The 16,106-nt window shown below is 68.8% G+C and carries 16 protein-coding genes; 12 read left to right on the plus strand and 4 right to left on the minus strand.

The annotated features are described in order from the left end of the window. The first annotated feature begins 37 nt into the window (after positions 1–37). The 6 genes from RIB98_11715 to RIB98_11740 all read left to right on the plus strand — a co-directional run bounded on the left by RIB98_11715 (position 38) and on the right by RIB98_11740 (position 5,635). A complete protein-coding gene (locus RIB98_11715; protein ID MEQ8841641.1) occupies positions 38–1,630 on the plus strand; it encodes a molybdopterin-dependent oxidoreductase in 1,593 nt (530 codons plus the stop codon). Between the two features lie 44 nt (positions 1,631–1,674). After that, positions 1,675–2,880, plus strand: coding sequence for a fasciclin domain-containing protein (locus RIB98_11720; GenBank protein ID MEQ8841642.1), 1,206 nt, complete (start codon positions 1,675–1,677; stop codon positions 2,878–2,880). Between the two features lie 159 nt (positions 2,881–3,039). Further along, on the plus strand, positions 3,040–3,594 hold the full coding sequence (locus RIB98_11725; GenBank protein ID MEQ8841643.1) for a DoxX family protein: 555 nt from the start codon (positions 3,040–3,042) through the stop codon (positions 3,592–3,594). A 25-nt stretch (positions 3,595–3,619) separates the two neighbouring features. Continuing rightward, complete coding sequence (locus RIB98_11730; GenBank protein ID MEQ8841644.1) at positions 3,620–4,249, plus strand: hypothetical protein; 630 nt, start codon at positions 3,620–3,622, stop codon at positions 4,247–4,249. Positions 4,250–4,277: 28 nt separating this feature from the next. Next, positions 4,278–5,216, plus strand: a complete 939-nt coding sequence (locus RIB98_11735; GenBank protein MEQ8841645.1) for a cyclase family protein — start codon at positions 4,278–4,280, stop codon at positions 5,214–5,216. Then, positions 5,213–5,635, plus strand: coding sequence for a nuclear transport factor 2 family protein (locus RIB98_11740; protein MEQ8841646.1), 423 nt, complete (start codon positions 5,213–5,215; stop codon positions 5,633–5,635). The genes RIB98_11735 and RIB98_11740 overlap by 4 nt, the downstream gene beginning before the upstream one ends. A gap of 9 nt (positions 5,636–5,644) precedes the next feature. Here the strand turns inward: RIB98_11740 and RIB98_11745 are convergent, their stop codons facing one another. Then, positions 5,645–7,360, minus strand: coding sequence for an amidohydrolase family protein (locus RIB98_11745; GenBank protein MEQ8841647.1), 1,716 nt, complete (start codon positions 7,358–7,360; stop codon positions 5,645–5,647). A 99-nt stretch (positions 7,361–7,459) separates the two neighbouring features. On the opposite strand from RIB98_11745, the gene RIB98_11750 reads away from it, so the two are divergent. From RIB98_11750 to RIB98_11775, 6 genes are read left to right on the plus strand one after another with little or no spacing between them, the layout of a single operon-like run. Beyond that, positions 7,460–8,878, plus strand: a complete 1,419-nt coding sequence (locus RIB98_11750; GenBank protein MEQ8841648.1) for an amidohydrolase family protein — start codon at positions 7,460–7,462, stop codon at positions 8,876–8,878. A 26-nt stretch (positions 8,879–8,904) separates the two neighbouring features. Then, complete coding sequence (locus tag RIB98_11755) at positions 8,905–10,626, plus strand: amidohydrolase family protein (protein MEQ8841649.1); 1,722 nt, start codon at positions 8,905–8,907, stop codon at positions 10,624–10,626. Continuing rightward, positions 10,619–11,380: an SDR family NAD(P)-dependent oxidoreductase gene (locus RIB98_11760; GenBank protein MEQ8841650.1), complete on the plus strand. Its 762-nt coding sequence runs from the start codon at positions 10,619–10,621 to the stop codon at positions 11,378–11,380. The genes RIB98_11755 and RIB98_11760 overlap by 8 nt, the downstream gene beginning before the upstream one ends. Continuing rightward, a complete protein-coding gene (locus RIB98_11765; protein ID MEQ8841651.1) occupies positions 11,377–12,162 on the plus strand; it encodes a glucose 1-dehydrogenase in 786 nt (261 codons plus the stop codon). Before RIB98_11760 ends, RIB98_11765 begins: the two co-directional genes overlap by 4 nt. Next, positions 12,162–12,794, plus strand: a complete 633-nt coding sequence (locus RIB98_11770; GenBank protein ID MEQ8841652.1) for a hypothetical protein — start codon at positions 12,162–12,164, stop codon at positions 12,792–12,794. Before RIB98_11765 ends, RIB98_11770 begins: the two co-directional genes overlap by 1 nt. After that, positions 12,791–13,543 carry an SDR family NAD(P)-dependent oxidoreductase gene (locus RIB98_11775; GenBank protein ID MEQ8841653.1) on the plus strand — a complete coding sequence of 251 codons (753 nt, stop codon included), beginning with the start codon at positions 12,791–12,793 and terminating at the stop codon, positions 13,541–13,543. The genes RIB98_11770 and RIB98_11775 overlap by 4 nt, the downstream gene beginning before the upstream one ends. Here RIB98_11775 and RIB98_11780 read toward each other — a convergent pair. Genes RIB98_11780 through RIB98_11790 form a run of 3 tightly spaced genes read right to left on the minus strand, consistent with a single transcriptional unit; the run spans position 13,536 to position 16,020 of the window. Further along, positions 13,536–14,264, minus strand: a complete 729-nt coding sequence (locus RIB98_11780) for a class II aldolase/adducin family protein (protein ID MEQ8841654.1) — start codon at positions 14,262–14,264, stop codon at positions 13,536–13,538. The two genes, RIB98_11775 and RIB98_11780, sit on opposite strands and share 8 nt — an antisense overlap. 3 nt (positions 14,265–14,267) lie before the next feature. Then, positions 14,268–15,572, minus strand: coding sequence for an amidohydrolase family protein (locus RIB98_11785; GenBank protein ID MEQ8841655.1), 1,305 nt, complete (start codon positions 15,570–15,572; stop codon positions 14,268–14,270). A 58-nt stretch (positions 15,573–15,630) separates the two neighbouring features. Then, positions 15,631–16,020, minus strand: coding sequence for a four-helix bundle copper-binding protein (locus RIB98_11790; GenBank protein MEQ8841656.1), 390 nt, complete (start codon positions 16,018–16,020; stop codon positions 15,631–15,633). Positions 16,021–16,106 lie beyond the last annotated feature (86 nt).

A 16,106-nucleotide genomic window follows, 5' to 3' on the forward strand; every position in this document is an offset into this window, starting at 1 on the left:
GACCAATCCGCAGGGGCACCGGTGTCGAACCAGTCCCATGAACGCTCCACCCTCTCCTGCCGACGATGTTTCCCCCGCCGCGTTCCGGCGGCCCGGCATCCGTGGCGTCGCCGCGGCGGCGCTCGGCGGTCTCGTCAGCGCGGCAGCCGGACTCGGCGTGGCCGAGGTCGTGGCCGGACTGAGCTCCTCGCTGCGATCGCCCGTGCTCGATGTGGGCGACCGTGTCGTGGATCGGGTGCCGGTCTGGGCGAAGGAGCTGGCCATCGACTGGTTCGGGACCAACGACAAGATCGCCCTGCTGGTCGGTATCGCCGCGATTCTCGCGATCTACGCGGCCGTGGTCGGCATCCTGGCCCTGCGCCGCGATCCTCGCTTCGGCTACGCCGGCATCGCGCTGTTCGGCCTGCTCGGTTCACTCGCCTCGTTGGGAGACCGCACCGGCGCCTCGCTGACGGCCGTGCTGCCCAGCGTGGTCGGATCGGTCGTCGCCGCCGCCGCTCTGTGGTGGCTGGGTCGCACTCGGCCGGTGCTGGGCGATATCGCCCCTCGGCTCGGCCTTCGCCATCCCAGTGAGCGCCGCCGGTTCCTGGCCCAGACGGGCGTGCTGGCCGGCGTGGCTGCCGTCTTCGCCGCCACCGGCCGCAGGCTCGAGGCTCGCTTCAGCGCCGCCGACTCCCGCGCCGCCACCCGCTTGCCGGTGCCGGACGTGCCCGAGGCCGCAGTGCCGGCCGGTGCCCAGGCCGAGGGTGCGGCGCCCCTGTTCACGGGAAACGACGTCTTCTATCGCATCGACACCGCCCTCACCGTGCCCCAGGTGCCGGTCGAGGGCTGGGAGCTGCGCGTGACCGGCATGGTGGACCAGCCACTTCGCCTCACGTTCGACGACCTCCTCGAGCGCCAGGTGGAGGAGCACGACATCACGCTGGCCTGCGTGAGCAACACCATCGGCGGCGAACTGATCGGTACGGCCCGCTGGATGGGCGTTCGCCTCGACGATCTGCTGGCCGAAGCCGGCATCGATGCCGCCGCCGACCAGATCGTCGGCCGGTCGGTCGACGGCTACACCTGCGGATTCCCGGTGGCCGCACTCGACGGGCGCGACGCCATGGTCGCCTTCGGGATGAACGGCGAGCCCTTGCCCCTCGAGCACGGGTTCCCGGCCCGACTCATCGTTCCCGGCATCTACGGCTACGCATCGGCCACGAAGTGGCTGACCGAGATCGAGCTCACGACGTTCGACGACTTCGACCACTACTGGGTGCCGCGCGGCTACAGCGTTCGGGCCCCGATCAAGTTGCAGAGCCGGATCGACCGCCCCCGCGGTCTCGACCGGATCCCGCCGGGACCGTTCGTCATCGGCGGCGTGGCCTGGGCCCAGACGATCGGCATCGACGGCGTCGAGCTGCGCATCGATGAGGGCGATTGGCAGCCGGCCGAGCTCGCCACGGAGGTCAACGACACGACCTGGCGCCAGTGGTCGTTCGAGTGGGACGCCGTGCCCGGTCGCCATTCCGTGGAAGTTCGCGCAATTGATCGAAACGGAGCAATCCAGACCGAGGAGCGCTCCGAACCTCTACCAAACGGAGCCACTGGCCATCACACCGTCGTCGTTCTCGTCGACGAGGCCTGATCTCCTCCCCCAACCAGCAATCTCACACAGAAAAGAGCAAGCAAATGAGTACCCCCAAGACTCCTCTACGAACCAGGAACCGACTTCGTGTCGGTGCGGTCATCGCAGCCGGCGGACTCCTGTTCGCCGCCTGTGGCGACGACGACACCGACACCGCGGCCGACCCGGTCGACACCGTGGCGCCGGCCGACGACATGGCCGACGACATGTCGGTCGACATGCTCGGTGCCTTCGGGCCCGGCTGTGAAGCCGTTCCCACCGAAGGTGATGGTTCGTTCGCCGGCATGGCCGACGACACCGCCGCCACCGCGGCATCGGCGAACCCGCTGCTCTCCACCCTGGTGACGGCGGTCGGCGAGGCCGACCTGGTCGACACGCTGAACAGCGACGGTCCGTTCACGATCTTCGCCCCGACCAATGATGCCTTCGACGCAATTCCCGAAGACATCCTCAGTGCCGTGCTGGCCGACAAGGACCTGCTCACCAGCGTCCTGACCTACCACGTCATCGGTGGCGAGTCCGCCACTGCGGCTGACCTCGGTTCGCTCGGTTCGTCCGGGACGGTCGAGGGTGACGAACTCACCTTCGGCGCCGACGGCACCATGGTCAACGACGCCAACGTCATCTGCTCTGACGTCCCCGTGGCCAACGGCACCGTCCACATCGTCGACTCGGTGCTGCTGCCCCAGGTCGCCCTCGATGCCATCGCAACCCTCACCGGTGACGACGACATGAGCGACGACATGTCCGACGACATGAGCGGCGACGCGATGCTCGGTGCCAACGGTCCGGCGTGCTCGGCGGTCCCCGCTGATGGTGCTGGCTCGTTCGCCGGCATGTCCGAAGAGACCGCGGCCACCGCGGCATCGGCGAACCCGCTGCTCTCGACGCTGGTCACCGCTGTCATGGAGGCCGACCTGGTCGACACGCTGAACAGCGACGGTCCGTTCACCATCTTCGCCCCGACCAACGATGCGTTCGGTGCGATCCCCCCGGCTGATCTCGATGCGGTGCTCGCGGACGAGGACCTGCTCTTCAGCATCCTCACGTTCCACGTGATCTCCGGTGAGATGCTCAGCTCCGACGACCTCGTGGCCGCCGGCTCGGCGACCACGGTCAATGGTGCGGAACTGACCTTCGCCGCTGAAGGCGATGTCGTCAGCGTCAACGGTGCCGCCACCACCATCTGCCAGGACGTGCCCACGGCCAACGCCACGGTGCACATCATCGACTCGGTGCTGATGCCCTGAGTCGGCAGCCCGGCACCGCCGGGCAACTGATCCCCACCCCTCCAAGTTGGGGGACAGGCGGGCGGGTCTCTTCCTTCCAGGGAGTGGGACCCGCCCGCTGGGCGTTTTGTGGTCGGACCGCAGGATGGGTCCTACACTCGCCCCGATGAGGGGGAGCCCATGTTGATCGCAGATTTCGCACCGGAGTATCCGTTCTGGGCCGAGCGGGTGAGCCTGGGTGTCGGCCTGATCCGGTTCATCCTCGGCGTCACCCTGGCCGCCCACGGCTACGGCAAGTTCTTCAGGGGCGGCCGTATTCCGGGCACCGCCGGCTGGTTCGACTCGATGGGCATGCGGCCGGGCAAGCTCCATGCCTATCTCGCGGCCTCCACCGAGGTCGGCGCCGGTCTCCTGTTCGCCGTCGGTCTCTTCACGCCGCTCGCGGCGGCCGGCATGGTCGCGGTCATGACGGTCGCGGCCTGGACGGTCCACCGCCCGAACGGCTTCTTCATCGTGGGTGACGGCTGGGAATACAACTTCATTCTCGCCGTCGTCGCCGTCGGCATCGCCACGACCGGACCGGGCCAGTACTCGCTCGACTACGAGTTCGGACTCCTCGACACCGACTTCGACGGCATCAACGGCCTCCTGATCGCTGGCGTGGGTGGCGTGCTGGCCGCCGTGGCGCAGATGGCGATCTTCTATCGACCGCCGAAGCCCGACCCCGAATCCTGACCGTCCGGGCGCCTAATGTGACCGCATGAGTGTGGTCGTCTCCACCCGAGAGAAGCTTCTCGATGTCGCCGCGCGGCTCTACTCCGAACGGGGCGTGTTCGCAGTGTCGTTGTCCGAGATCGTCCGCGCCTCCGGACAACGGAATGCGTCGGCGATGCAGTACCACGTCGGCGATCGCGACGCCGTACTCGTCGCGTTGCTGGAGCCGAACGTGCGGTTCATCGGTGAGCGTCGCCGAGAGTTGCTCGACCATGCACTCGCTGCCCCTCCGGTGGATCGCCGTGTCGTCGTCGAGGCGTTGGTCCGGCCCGTGACCGAACTCGCCGAGCGAGGCTGGCGAGAACGGGCCTTCCTGCGCATCGGGCTCGACGTCGCCGATCACCCCGGCGAGGTGGGCCGCGAGGTCACCGCGCTCGTGCGCCGGACCGCCGGACATGAGGCCTACGAGCTCCTGGCGAAACGCAGCCCGGAGCTCGGCGCCGACATCGTTCGGGCTCGCGTCGCCATCTGTGTCGAACTGCTCGGTCGCGCGGCCTCGCAACGGGCCCGGTCATCTCACGACGGCGGCGCCGGAACGCTCTCCGGGGCGCAGTTCGTGGAAAACCTGATCGACATGGTCCTCGGCGCGTTCACCGCGCCCGTGACCGAAACCTGAGACGCAAACAATGGAAGCAAGGACCACGATGTCAACCAATCCGCCGGACCACCCCGCATCGCTCTTCGAGTCGTTGAAGAACTGGGGACGCTGGGGCCCCGACGACGAACTCGGCACCCTCAACCATCTCGGCCCCGAGCAGCGTCGCCACGCCGCGACGCTCGTGCGGTCGGGCACAACCGTGAGTCTCGCCAACGACCTCGCCGTCGTCCCGACGGCGGAGAATCCGTTCCCGGCCCACCATCACATGCTGGCCGCCGGCGACGACGGTCGGCACGGCAACGGGATTCCCGGCTACGAGGCGAGTCGCGACTATGTGGGCTGCCAGGTGCACGGCCTCGGCATCACGCATGTCGACGCGTTGTGCCACATGTTCGTCGAGGGCGAGATGTACAACGGGGTGCCGGCATCCGCCGTGCAGTCCGACGGCGCCACCCGCAACACGGTGATGGCATTGGCCGACGGGGTCGTCGGCCGCGGTGTCCTGCTCGATGTGGCCGCCGCGACCGGCGTCGAGTCGCTCGAGCCCGGATCGGTCGTGACGCTCGACGAGCTCCGGCGCACCGAGGAGTTCGCCGGTACCGAGATCGCTCGCGGCGACATCGTCCTCGTGGGGACGGGCCGGGATGCACTTCGGGCCGAGAAGGGCGGCGCCCTCAACCCGGCGAAGGGGATGTCGGGCCTCCACCACGAATGCCTGCCGTGGTTGCACGAGCGCGAGATCGCGGTGCTCGGCAGCGACGGCATCTCCGACCCGATGCCCGGGCTCGGCACCGACCGGTGGATCTTCCCGATCCATCAGGTGGGCATCGTGGCGATGGGGCTCCTGCTCATCGACAACGTGGCGCTCGGCGGGCTGCGAGCGGAATGTGCCGCACAGAATCGCTGGGAGTTCCTGTTCGCCATGAACCCCCTACGGATCCCGGGTGGCACGGGATGTCCGGTCAACCCGGTCGCCGTGCTGTGAGCGCCGTCGAGGCGCGGCTGGACCGGCTCGAATCGATCGAGGACATCCGGCGGATCCCGCAGCGCTACGCCCGCGCCATCGACGAGCGTGACATCGACGCGCTGGCGACGCTGTTCCACCCCAACGGCGAGATCGTGGCCGGTGGTCGCCGCCAGACGGTGGTCGACCATCTCGCAGAACTGCGGGACAAACCACGGACGTTCGCCAAGAGCATGCACGTTCTCGCCGACCCGCTGATCGACGTCGATGTCGGCAACGATGCCGCGACGATGGACGTCTACGCGGTGGTGATCCAGCTCGAGCGGGTCGACGGCGGCGCCGACATGGCGCTGGGGGTGCAGTACCGACACCGCCTCGGTCGTGACGCCGGCGGCTGGCTCATCGTCCACCGAACCTCGGAGATCCTGTGGATCAAGTAGTTCTGTGGATCAGGTGGCGGTCGCGGCGAGACGGTTGCGCAGGAGACGGCCGGGAGTCGTGCCCTGGTGTTCGCCGTTTCGTATGGTGATCTGACCGTTGACCAATACGGCGGCGAACCCGACGGCTCGTTGTGAGAGCCGCGGGGCGCCGGCGGGGAGATCATGGACGATCTCGGGTACGGCCGGACCGACGGTGGTCGGGTCGAACACGCAGATGTCGGCGGCCAGGCCCTCACGGAGCAGTCCCCGGTCGGCGAACCCCCACGCCTGGGCCGGCGCGAGGGTGAGCATGCGCACGGCCTGCTCGAGCGAGAACTCCTCGCGCTCGCGGACCCAATGCCCGAGCAGATGGGTGTGGATCGACGAGTCGGCGATCTGGCTCATGTGGGCGCCCGAGTCGGAGAACGTCATCACCGTGCGGGGATGACGCATTGCGTCGAGGAGGACTTCCTCGTCCTGCGGGTAGAGGCTCGGCTGGATGAAGAGTTGGGCGAGGTCGGTTTCCACCGCGAGGTCGAGCATGGCCCTCGCCGGCGACACCGCTCGCACCGCGGCGACGTCGGCGATCGTCGGGTTCGGCGGCAGACCCTGCTGGTACACGCGGATGCCGTCGAAGTCGGGCTTGCGGGGCATGGCCCCGACGCCGCGCCATTGCGTGTAGTCGCCTTCCATGGCGATCGCGGCGAGCCTCTCGCGTTGTGTCGGGTCCTGGATCCGGCGGAGCTGTTCGTCGTGGGGAAGCGCCCGCAACTCGGTCCACTCGGGCAGCACGTCGAACGGCAGGCGGGTGAGGAACGACAGCAGGACGTTGATGCCGCGGCAGTGGGTCTGACCGAACATGCGACCGCCGGCGGCACCGATCTCGTCCATCATCTCGAGCAGATTCCAGCCGAGCGGCCGCAGGGCCAGCAGGCCCATGGTGATCGGCACGCCGGTCTCGACCGCCATCGACTTCACCCGTTGCAGCGCCAGGGCGCGGGCGTCGTCATCGGCATCGAGCATGCCCTCGGCACCGCCCTCGAGGATGCCGACCCCCAGGCGACCCATGACGTCGACGAGGGCCCGGACCTCGTCCCACTCGGCGACGCGGGACGCGACCGGTCGGTCGTCGGAGGTCTCGTGGTGCGAACTCCGCGAGGTCGTGAGGCCGATGGCGCCGGCGCGAAGGGCGGCTTCGAGTTGTCCGGTCATCGCCACGAGGTCGTCGGGCGATGCGGCCTCCTCGAATGCGCGTTCCCCCATGGCCCAGGTGCGCAGCGCCGAGTGGCCGAGGTTGGCCGCGTAGTTGATGCCCTTGGGGAGACCGTCGATCGCATCGAGGTACTCGGGGAAGGTTTGCCAAGTCCACGGGATGCCTGCCGCGAGGGCCGCCGGATTCATGTCCTCGGCTCGCTCGAGGTTGCGCACGACCAGCGCCCGCTCGCCGTCGCGCACCGGCGCGAGGGTGAAGCCGCAGTTTCCCATCACCACTGTGGTGACACCGTGCCAGCACGAGTTGGCCCCTTGGTGGTCCCAGAAGATCTGGGCGTCCATGTGGGTGTGGCCGTCGATGAAGCCGGGGGTGACCGCCATCCCCTCGGCGTTGATCTCGGTGTCACCGCGGTCGGGCACCCGACCGATGGCGGCGATGCGCCCGTCCTTCACGGCGACGTCGCCGCGATAGGAACCGAAGCCCGATCCGTCGACGACGGTGCCGTTGCGGATCACGATGTCGTAGGTGCTCACGGTCGTCCCCCTCGGTTCGAGCCTGTATCTCGGTGCAGGCTTGCACCATCGAATCTAATGCGCTTACATTACGGCAGTCAATCGAGTGGGGGGCGAGCCATGGCCGATGCCGCGCAGGTACGAGAAGAGATCGGCCATCCGATCGTCGACGGCGACGGGCACACCGTCGAGTTCATGCCGGAGCTGGCGCCGCTGATGGCGCGCGAGGGCGTCGATCTCCAGGGCCCGTCGATGCAGCGGACGATGTCGGGCTCGTTCGGTCCACCGACGAACTGGCACGCGGCCGATCCAGCCGAGCGAGCCGCCCGGCGCATCGCCCGCGGACCGTGGGCGGGCAGCCCGTCGTCGGCGATCGACATGGCGACGAGCCTTCTGCCGTCGCTGCTCTACGAACGTCTCGACGAGTTCGGCATCGACGTCAGCGTGGTCTATCCGAGCTTCGGGCTCCTGTTCCCCCACTTCGAGAGTGAGACCGATCGCCGGGGTGCCTGCCGGGCGCTCAATCGGTTCAACGCCGACCTCTACGCCCCCTACGCCGACCGCCTCGTCACGGTGGCATCCATCCCTATGCACACACCGGAGGAGGCCATCGACGAGCTCGAGCACGTCGCCTCACTCGGCACGAAGGCCATCGTGATGGCCGGCTTCGTGCAGCGCCCCGTCGACGTCCTCGCCGATGACGCCGAGGCGGCGCCCTATGGCGTCTGGACCGACACGTTCGGGCTCGACAGCCTGTACGACTACGACCCCGTGTGGGCGAAGTGTGCCGAGCTCGGACTCTGCCCGTCGTTTCACAGCGGCGCGCTGGGCTGGCAGAACCGGGCCAGCATCTCGAGTTACGTCTACAACCACGTGGGAATGCTGGGCGAGAGCAATCACGCGATCGCCAAGTCGTTGTTCCTGGGTGGGGTCACCCGGCGATTCCCGGAACTCAACTTCGGTTTCATGGAGGGCGGGGTGGCTTGGGCCGCGTCGCTGTTCTCGGACCTCCTCGGGCACTGGGAGAAGCGCAACGTGGCCGAGATGGAACGCCTCGACCCCGGTGCCGCGGACTGGGACACCGTGGCCGAATTGTTCGCCAAGTACGGCGGACCGTGGGCCGCCAAGGCACCGAAGCGTCGCAAGGGCTACCGGCCGACCGACGCCGAGATGCTCGACGAGTTCGTGGCGTGCGGCATCGAGACCGCCGCCGACATCCACGAGCTCTTCGTGCCCCGGTTCTACGCCGGGTGTGAAGCCGACGACCCGATGACCGCCATCGCGTTCGCCTCGCACATGCACCCTCAGGAAGCCCGTTTCAACGCCATTCTCGGCTCCGACATCTCGCACTGGGACGTGCCCGACATGGCCGACGTCATCCCGGAGGCGTGGGAGATGGTCGAGGACGGGCCGCTCGACGCCGACGACTTCCGCGACTTCGCGTTCGCAAACCCGGTTCGCTTCTACGGTCAGGTGAACCCCCGATTCTTCGAGGGGACTATCGTCGCCGAGGCCACGGCCGAGCTGCTCGCAACCTGAGGCACACGAGAAAGGGAGGACCTGACATGCTCGATCTCGTACTTCGCGGTGGCACGCTCATCGACGGCACCGGTGCGCCTCGTGTCGTCGCCGACGTGGGCGTTCGCGACGGCCGGATCGCGGCGATCGGCGTCGTCGACGAGGAGGCCCGCCGAGAGATCGATGCCACCGGCCTCGTGGTCTGTCCCGGCTTCATCGACATCCACACGCACTACGACGTGCAGCTCATGTGGGATCCCGCCGCCACGCCCTCGCCGTTGCACGGTGTCACGACCGTCATCGGCGGCAACTGCGGCTTCTCGATCGCGCCGCTCCGACCGGGCCACGCCGACTACGTCATGCGGCTCATGGCCCGAGTGGAGGGAATGCCGCTCGACACTCTCGTCGCCGGCGCCTCGTGGGACTGGGAGCACTTCGGTGAGTGGCTCGACCGGCTGGCCGCCACTGCCCCGACCGTCAATGCCGGTTTCCTCGTCGGGCACTCCACCGTGCGCCGGCTCGTCATGGGTGATGCGGCCGTCTCCGAACCCGCCACCGAGGAACAGATCGCCGAGATGGTGGCCCTCGTCGAACGATCGATCGAGGGCGGCGCCCTCGGGTTCTCGTCGTCGCTGGGCGAAGCCCACACCGACGGCGACGGCCAACCGGTCCCGTCCCGCGCCGCGAGCCACGACGAGATCCTGGCCCTGTGCCGGGTGCTCCGCGACCACGAGGGCACGGTCCTCGAGTTCATCTCGGCGATGGGCGAGATCCCTGACGACCGCATCGAGCTGATGGCCGACATGTCGCTCGCCGCGAATCGGCCCCTGAACTGGAACCTGCTCGGCAGCCTCTCTCCCACGCAGATCTGGCAGCAGCAGCTGTCGGCGTCGGACCGGGCTGCGGAACGGGGGGCGACGGTCATTGCGCTGGCCCTTCCCGACGTCATGAAGCTGCGGGCGACGACGATGCTGCACCAGCTCGACGGTTGGAAGCGGGTACTGGATCTGCCGGCCGACGAACGACGGGCGGCCGTCGCCGACCCGGCCACGCGGTCGGCGCTGCGAGATGCCGTCGATGCCGCGGCCGCCCGCGGGCTCGGCATCGTGCAGCAGTGGGACCTCATCGAGCTGGCCGAGAGCTCGGGCCCGGACACCGACGGATGTGTCGGCCACACGATCGCCCGGATCGCCACCGACCGTGCCCTCGATCCGGTCGACGTACTCCTCGATCTCGTCGTGCCCGACGCGCTGCCGCTCACGATGGTGTTCCCCTCGCTGGCCCCCGAGCTGGGTGACACCGACGAGGGATGGGCCGTCCGCCGCGAGGTGTGGCATGACGACCGCGTCGTGCTCGGCGGGTCCGACGCCGGTGCCCACCTCGACCTCATGTGCCATGCCAACTACCCGACCGTGGTACTCGGGTCCTACGTGCGCGACCGGGCCGTCTTCACTCTCGAGCAGGCGGTCAACCAGATGACCGACGTGCCGGCCCGCCTCCTCGGTCTGCGTGACCGCGGTCGCGTCGAGGTCGGCGCCCATGCCGATCTGGTCGTCTTCGACCCCGAGACCGTCGCCAGCCACCCGGCCACCGCCCGCACCGATCTGCCCGCCGACGGTCTGCGGCTCTACGCCGAGTCGATCGGTGTGAACCACGTGTTCGTGGGCGGCAACGAGATCGTGACCGACGGCGAACTCACCGGCGAACGGGGCGGCCGGATCCTGCGCTCCGGCGTCGACACCGAGACCGTGACGGTTCCGGGTGGCTGACGAGCCGCGGTTCGCCGGCCGCTCCGTGGTCATCACCGGTGCCGGCGGCGGCATCGGGAGGGCCTGCGCCGAACGCTTCTCGTCGGAGGGTGCCGCGATCCTCTGTGCCGACATCGACGGCGCGGCGGCCGAGGTGACCGCGTCGGCGATACGCGAGGGCGGCGGCGCCGCCATCGGTCGTGCGCTCGATGTCACCGACCCCGAGGCGTGTTGCGCGACGATCGCCGACGCCGTGGCGGCCCATGGCGGCATCGACGTGCTGGTCAACGTCGCCGGCGTCGGCGGCCTCACGCCCACGCCCGACGTGTCGCCCGACGAGTGGAACCACGTGATCGGCGTGAACCTCACCGGCACCTTCCTGATGTGTCAGGCCGCGATCCGCCACCTCGAGGCGTCGAAGGGGTCGATCGTCAACATGGCCTCGGTGGCCGGTGTGCGGGCGGTGCCCTACAACGCGGCCTATTGCGCCTCGAAGGGCGGCGTGATCATGCTCACCAAGGTGCTCGCCATCGAGTTCGGGACGGCCGGGGTGCGGGCCAACTGCCTGTGTCCGAGTGCGGTCGACACCGACTTCCTCTCGACCTTCACGATGCCCGACGACGCCAACCTCGATCTCTTCGTGCGGGGCTCCGGTGTCATCAAGGAGATCCTCACTCCCGAGAAGATCGCGGCCTCCGTCGCGTACCTCGCCTCCGACGATGCCTCGATGGTCACCGGCACCACCCTGATGATGGAAGGCGGCGCGACCGCATGAGCGCACTCGGCGCCCTGGATCTGAGTGGCCGCGTGGCGCTGATCTCCGGCGGTGCGCGCGGCCAGGGAGAGGCCGAGGCCCGTTTGCTCGTCGCCCGCGGCGCCCGCGTCGTGGTGGGTGACGTGCTGGCCGAGGAGTGTGACGCGGTCGCCGCTTCGCTCGGTGATGCCGCGGTCGCCGTCGAACTCGATGTGGCCGTCGCGTCGCAGTGGCACGCAGCCGTCGATGCCGCGTCGACGACCTTCGGACGCCTGGACATCCTGGTGAACAACGCGGGCATCATTCGCACGGGGCCGATCGAGACGATGACGGAAGACGACTACATGCAGGTCGTGCGCGTGAACCAGCTCGGGTGTTTCCTCGGGATGCAGGCCGCGATCCCTGCGCTGCGTGAGAGCGGCAACGGCTCGATCGTCAACGTGTCGTCGCTGGCGGGGATGACGGGCGTCGCCGGGGTGGCTGCGTACGCCTCGACGAAATGGGCGATCCGGGGAATGACCAAGGTGGCCGCGCTCGAGCTCGGCCACGACGGGATCCGGGTCAACTCGGTCCACCCGGGTTCGATCGACACGCCCATGACCCGCACGCCGTTGTTCGACGCTGTCGACAAGCAGGCGGTGCACGCGGCGCTGCCGGTGGGCCGCCAGGGTCACGTGGACGACGTCGCCGAGATGGTGGCGTTCCTGGCCTCCGATGCGTCGGCCTTCTCGACCGGATCCGAATTCGTGCTCGACGGCGGCTCGCTCGCGGGCCGCGCACCCTCGACCGGCGACGGTCGATGATGCCTCCAGTACTGGTCGCCGGGCCGACCGACGACGCCCGCCGGCTGGCGGAAGCGATCGACGCCGACACGATCTGGTTGCCGGACTCGGCCGCGACGACCGACTGGGCGCAGGCCGGGGGGTTGGAGGAGTGGCGCGAGACCCACGGTGATGGTCCCCGCCACCACGCCGTGGTCGTCATGGCCGAGTCGGCCGACATCGAACCTCTCGCTGCCGTCGAACTCGACGGTGACGCGTGGATCCGGCGAACCGAGATGCCGCTCGCCCGATGGGCCGTCGCCCTCGCCGTGGCCACCCGACGCGTAGCCGACGGCGGCTCGATCGTCGTGGTCGTCGACCAGGCCGCCTCGCTCGACGTCACCGGGTGGGCACCGGAGACGGCGGTCGCCGATGCCGTCGAGGCCTTGGTGCGATCGCTGGCCAAGTCGGAGGGCGCCCGGGGAGTGCGGGTCAATCTGGTGACTTCGCCTCGCCGTCTCGTGTCGGCGCCGGTGTCACCGCCTCCACCCCTCTCGACGTTTCCGGGCACGCTCGACGATGTGATCTCGGCGGTGGCGGCGATCCTCGCCGGCGATGTCGCGATCGTGACCGGCGCGGTGGTCCACGTCGACGCAGGACGGGCCTACCGATGAGTCACGTCGTGGTGGTCACCGGCGCATCGGGTGGAGTCGGACGGGGTATCGCGCTCGCCTGCGGCGAAGCGGGATGGACGGTGTGGGTCGCGGCCCGGCGCGAAGAGGCCGGCAGCGCGGTCGCTCGCGAGATCGACGCGGTCGGTGGTGTCGGCCGCTTTGTGGAGTGCGACGCCGGTAGCGAAGCGTCGGTCACCGCGGCGATCGCCGCCGTCATCGAAACCGACGGACGGCTCGACGGGCTGGTACACAACGCCACGAGCGGCTTGTCACCGAGACCGGTGCGCCTCGACGAGCTGACCATGGCGGACTGGCAGGACCACATCGCGGTGTCCCTTCGGGGTTCGTGGCTGTTGGCCCGCTCCGCGCATCCGTACCTCGCCGAATCGGAAGGGGCCTATCTGCTTCTCACCAGCGAAGCGGGATTCGAGGGTAAAGCCAGGCTCGCGCCGTATGCCGCAGTGAAAGCTGCGCAGCGCGGCTTCGCTCGTTCACTCGTGCGCGAGTGGGGCCCCGACGGAATCCGCGTCAACTGTCTGGCCCCGCTCGCGATGACCCCGGCCATGGAGAAGGCGTTCGATCTCGATCCGGCCATGGAGGCTCGCGTCACCGAACGCATCCCGCTCGGCCGCGTGGGCGACCCCACCGGTGACATCGGCCCGGTCGCCCGTTTCCTGCTGTCACCGGACTCGCGCTACCTGACCGGCAACACGCTGATGGTCGACGGCGGGAGCTGCCCGATCAGCTGAGCTGTCGCGCGGCTCGGTCGTCGAGCCAGTCGAAGAGATCGGGATCGGAGCGCCGGATGCGTTCCATGTTGGCCGCCCACATCTGGGGCAGGAAGTGGCGGCGGTACATCTCTTTGCCTGCGACGACCTCGGCTTCCAGGATCTCGGTCCCGCCGGCGGCCTCGCATTCGAGGTGGTAGCGCGCCGCGGCTTCGAGGGCGATCGCCTCGATCGTTGCGTTCTCGAGCGAGTCCGACGCGATGATCGCACCGTGGTTCTTCATCAGGACCACCCGCTTGTCGCCCAGGGCATCGACGACCGAGAGATGCGACTTCACGCCGTCGTCGAAATAGGTGGCTTGCTCGTCGTGGAAGAGCACGGACATGACGTTGTACATCCCCACGGTCCTCGAGGTCGACGACAACACCGAGAGATAGTGCGAGTGGAGGTGGATGATCGCGTTGACGTCGGGCCGTTCCTCGTAGATCCGCGCGTGGAAGTTGACCGCAGGCGACATCGCGAGTTCGCCTTCCACCGGCGCGAGATCGAAGCCGAGCAGGGCCACTCGGTCGGGCAGCGTGGTGTCGAAGTACTCGAACCCGGTCACCCAGAACGTCTCGTCCCGCTCGGTGTTGCGGGCGCTGACATGGCCGCCCACGTTGGACTCGCATCCTTCGCGGGCGAGCATCCGGCGCGCCGCGGCGATCCGGAATCGGATGTCGGACTCGTCGGTGATCTCCACGGCTCAGAACGCCTCGGGATCGGCGACGATCTCGGCCGGCACGGGATGATCGAAGAGCTTCGACGCGTTCTCCCAGGTGAGCTTGCGGATGTCGTCGGCGGGGAAGTGGCCCACCTGTTGCCGCAGGATCTCCTGTGTGTCGGGCCAGGTGCCGTCCTGATGCGGATAGTCGGACTCGAGGAGAATGTGGTCGATCCCGATGCGATGGCGGTGATCGAGTCCGCTGGGGTCATCGATGCCGCAGAACCAGAAGTTGCGGGCGAGCACCTCCCGTGGGGTCAGGTCGATGCCCTCCCAGGTCCCGTACATCTGTTGGTACTTGCCGACGTGGTCGAGGCGGTCCATCAGCCCGGCCACCCACCCGAGGCCGCCCTCGGAGAGGCAGATCTTGAGATCGGGAAACCGAACCGGGAGGCGCGAGTAGAGCCAGTCGACGGCGGCGAACATCGCCCAGCCGAAGAACAGCACGCCGATCGTGTCGGAGGGTGCATCCGAAGAGGTGGTCGGGGCCGTCGATGAGGAGCCGACATGCAGACACACGACCGTGCCGGTGTCGGCGCACGCCTCGAGGAACGGATCCCAGTGGCCGGTGTGCAGCGACGGCAGCCCGAGTCGCTCGGGCAGCTCCGGGAACGTCACCGCGCGGAACCCGCGAGCCGCGTTGACTCGGATCTCGGCCGCGCCGGCCACGGGATCGAGGAGCCAGGGAACCTGGCAGGCGATGATGCGGCCGGGATGCGTCCCCGCCCACTCCTCGAGGTGCCAGTCGTTCGCCGCTCGGACCACGGCGAGGGCGAGGTCCGGGTCGCTGACGCCGAGCTGGTAGCGCTGACCGGCGAACCCCGCGAGCGACGAAGGGAAGTTGAGCGACGCATAGACACCGTTGAGATCCATGTCGTGCACCCGAGCGTCGATGTCCCACGCGCCGCGCCGCATCTCGTCGAAGCGGGCGGGCTCGAACGACAGCTCCTCGATCGGACGTCCGACGACCGCGTTCAGGCCCACCTTGTAGTGGCGGTTGTCGTCGTAGAGCCAGTACTCCATGCCGTCGTCATCGACGGCGAGTCGAGGCGCCCGCTCGACATGTGCGGCCGGAATGCGGCCCTCGAACATGTGAGGTGGTTCCACCAGGTGGTCGTCGACCGAGATGAGGGTGCACCAGCGAGGCCGACGGGGCGGATCGGGCAGGAACGTGGCCGTCGTCGGACGCCCTTCTCGGGCGGCCTTGGTGGCAAAGAACCCTGGCTTCGACTCGAGGTCGTCGAACGTGATTCCCGCGCCGCTGGTCGGATCGTGATCGGGGTCCATGGTGCATTCTCGCGCCGTCGAGAAGACGCCAACCAATCACGGCGACGACAGCAATGCGTCAGCTCGCGGCGGCCATCAGCTGCTGCAGGGCCTGTTCGCACTCGCGGCACGCAGCGGCGCAGGAGGTACAGCACTCGTGGTCGTGTCCTTCGCACTCGACGGCGCATTCGCGACAGGCGTGGATGCAGGCGTTCACCAGCGCGGCCCAGGCGTCGCCCGACGGGGCCGGGCGCGCCAGAACGCTTGCCGTCGCCTGACAGATGACGGCACAGTCCAGGCAGGTCCGGATGCAGTCGCGCATGGCGTTGGCGTCGCGGGCCAGGTCGCTGTCGGCGCACACGTTGCAGAGCGTGGCGCAGGCCTGGCATGCCTCGATGGCACGCAGCAACTCGGCGAAGTCGAACGTGTCGCGGGCGGGGTGATCGGCAAGCGCGTCTGCGAGGGCCATGGTGGAATCCTTCCGAAGGGGGCTCCAGGGGCCTTCCCGGGCCGAGGCTCGCCGAAACACGGCTTCGGCCGGCGGGCGCGGCGGCC

This window comes from Acidimicrobiales bacterium (assembly GCA_040219515.1).
Classification (GTDB): domain Bacteria; phylum Actinomycetota; class Acidimicrobiia; order Acidimicrobiales; family Aldehydirespiratoraceae; genus JAJRXC01.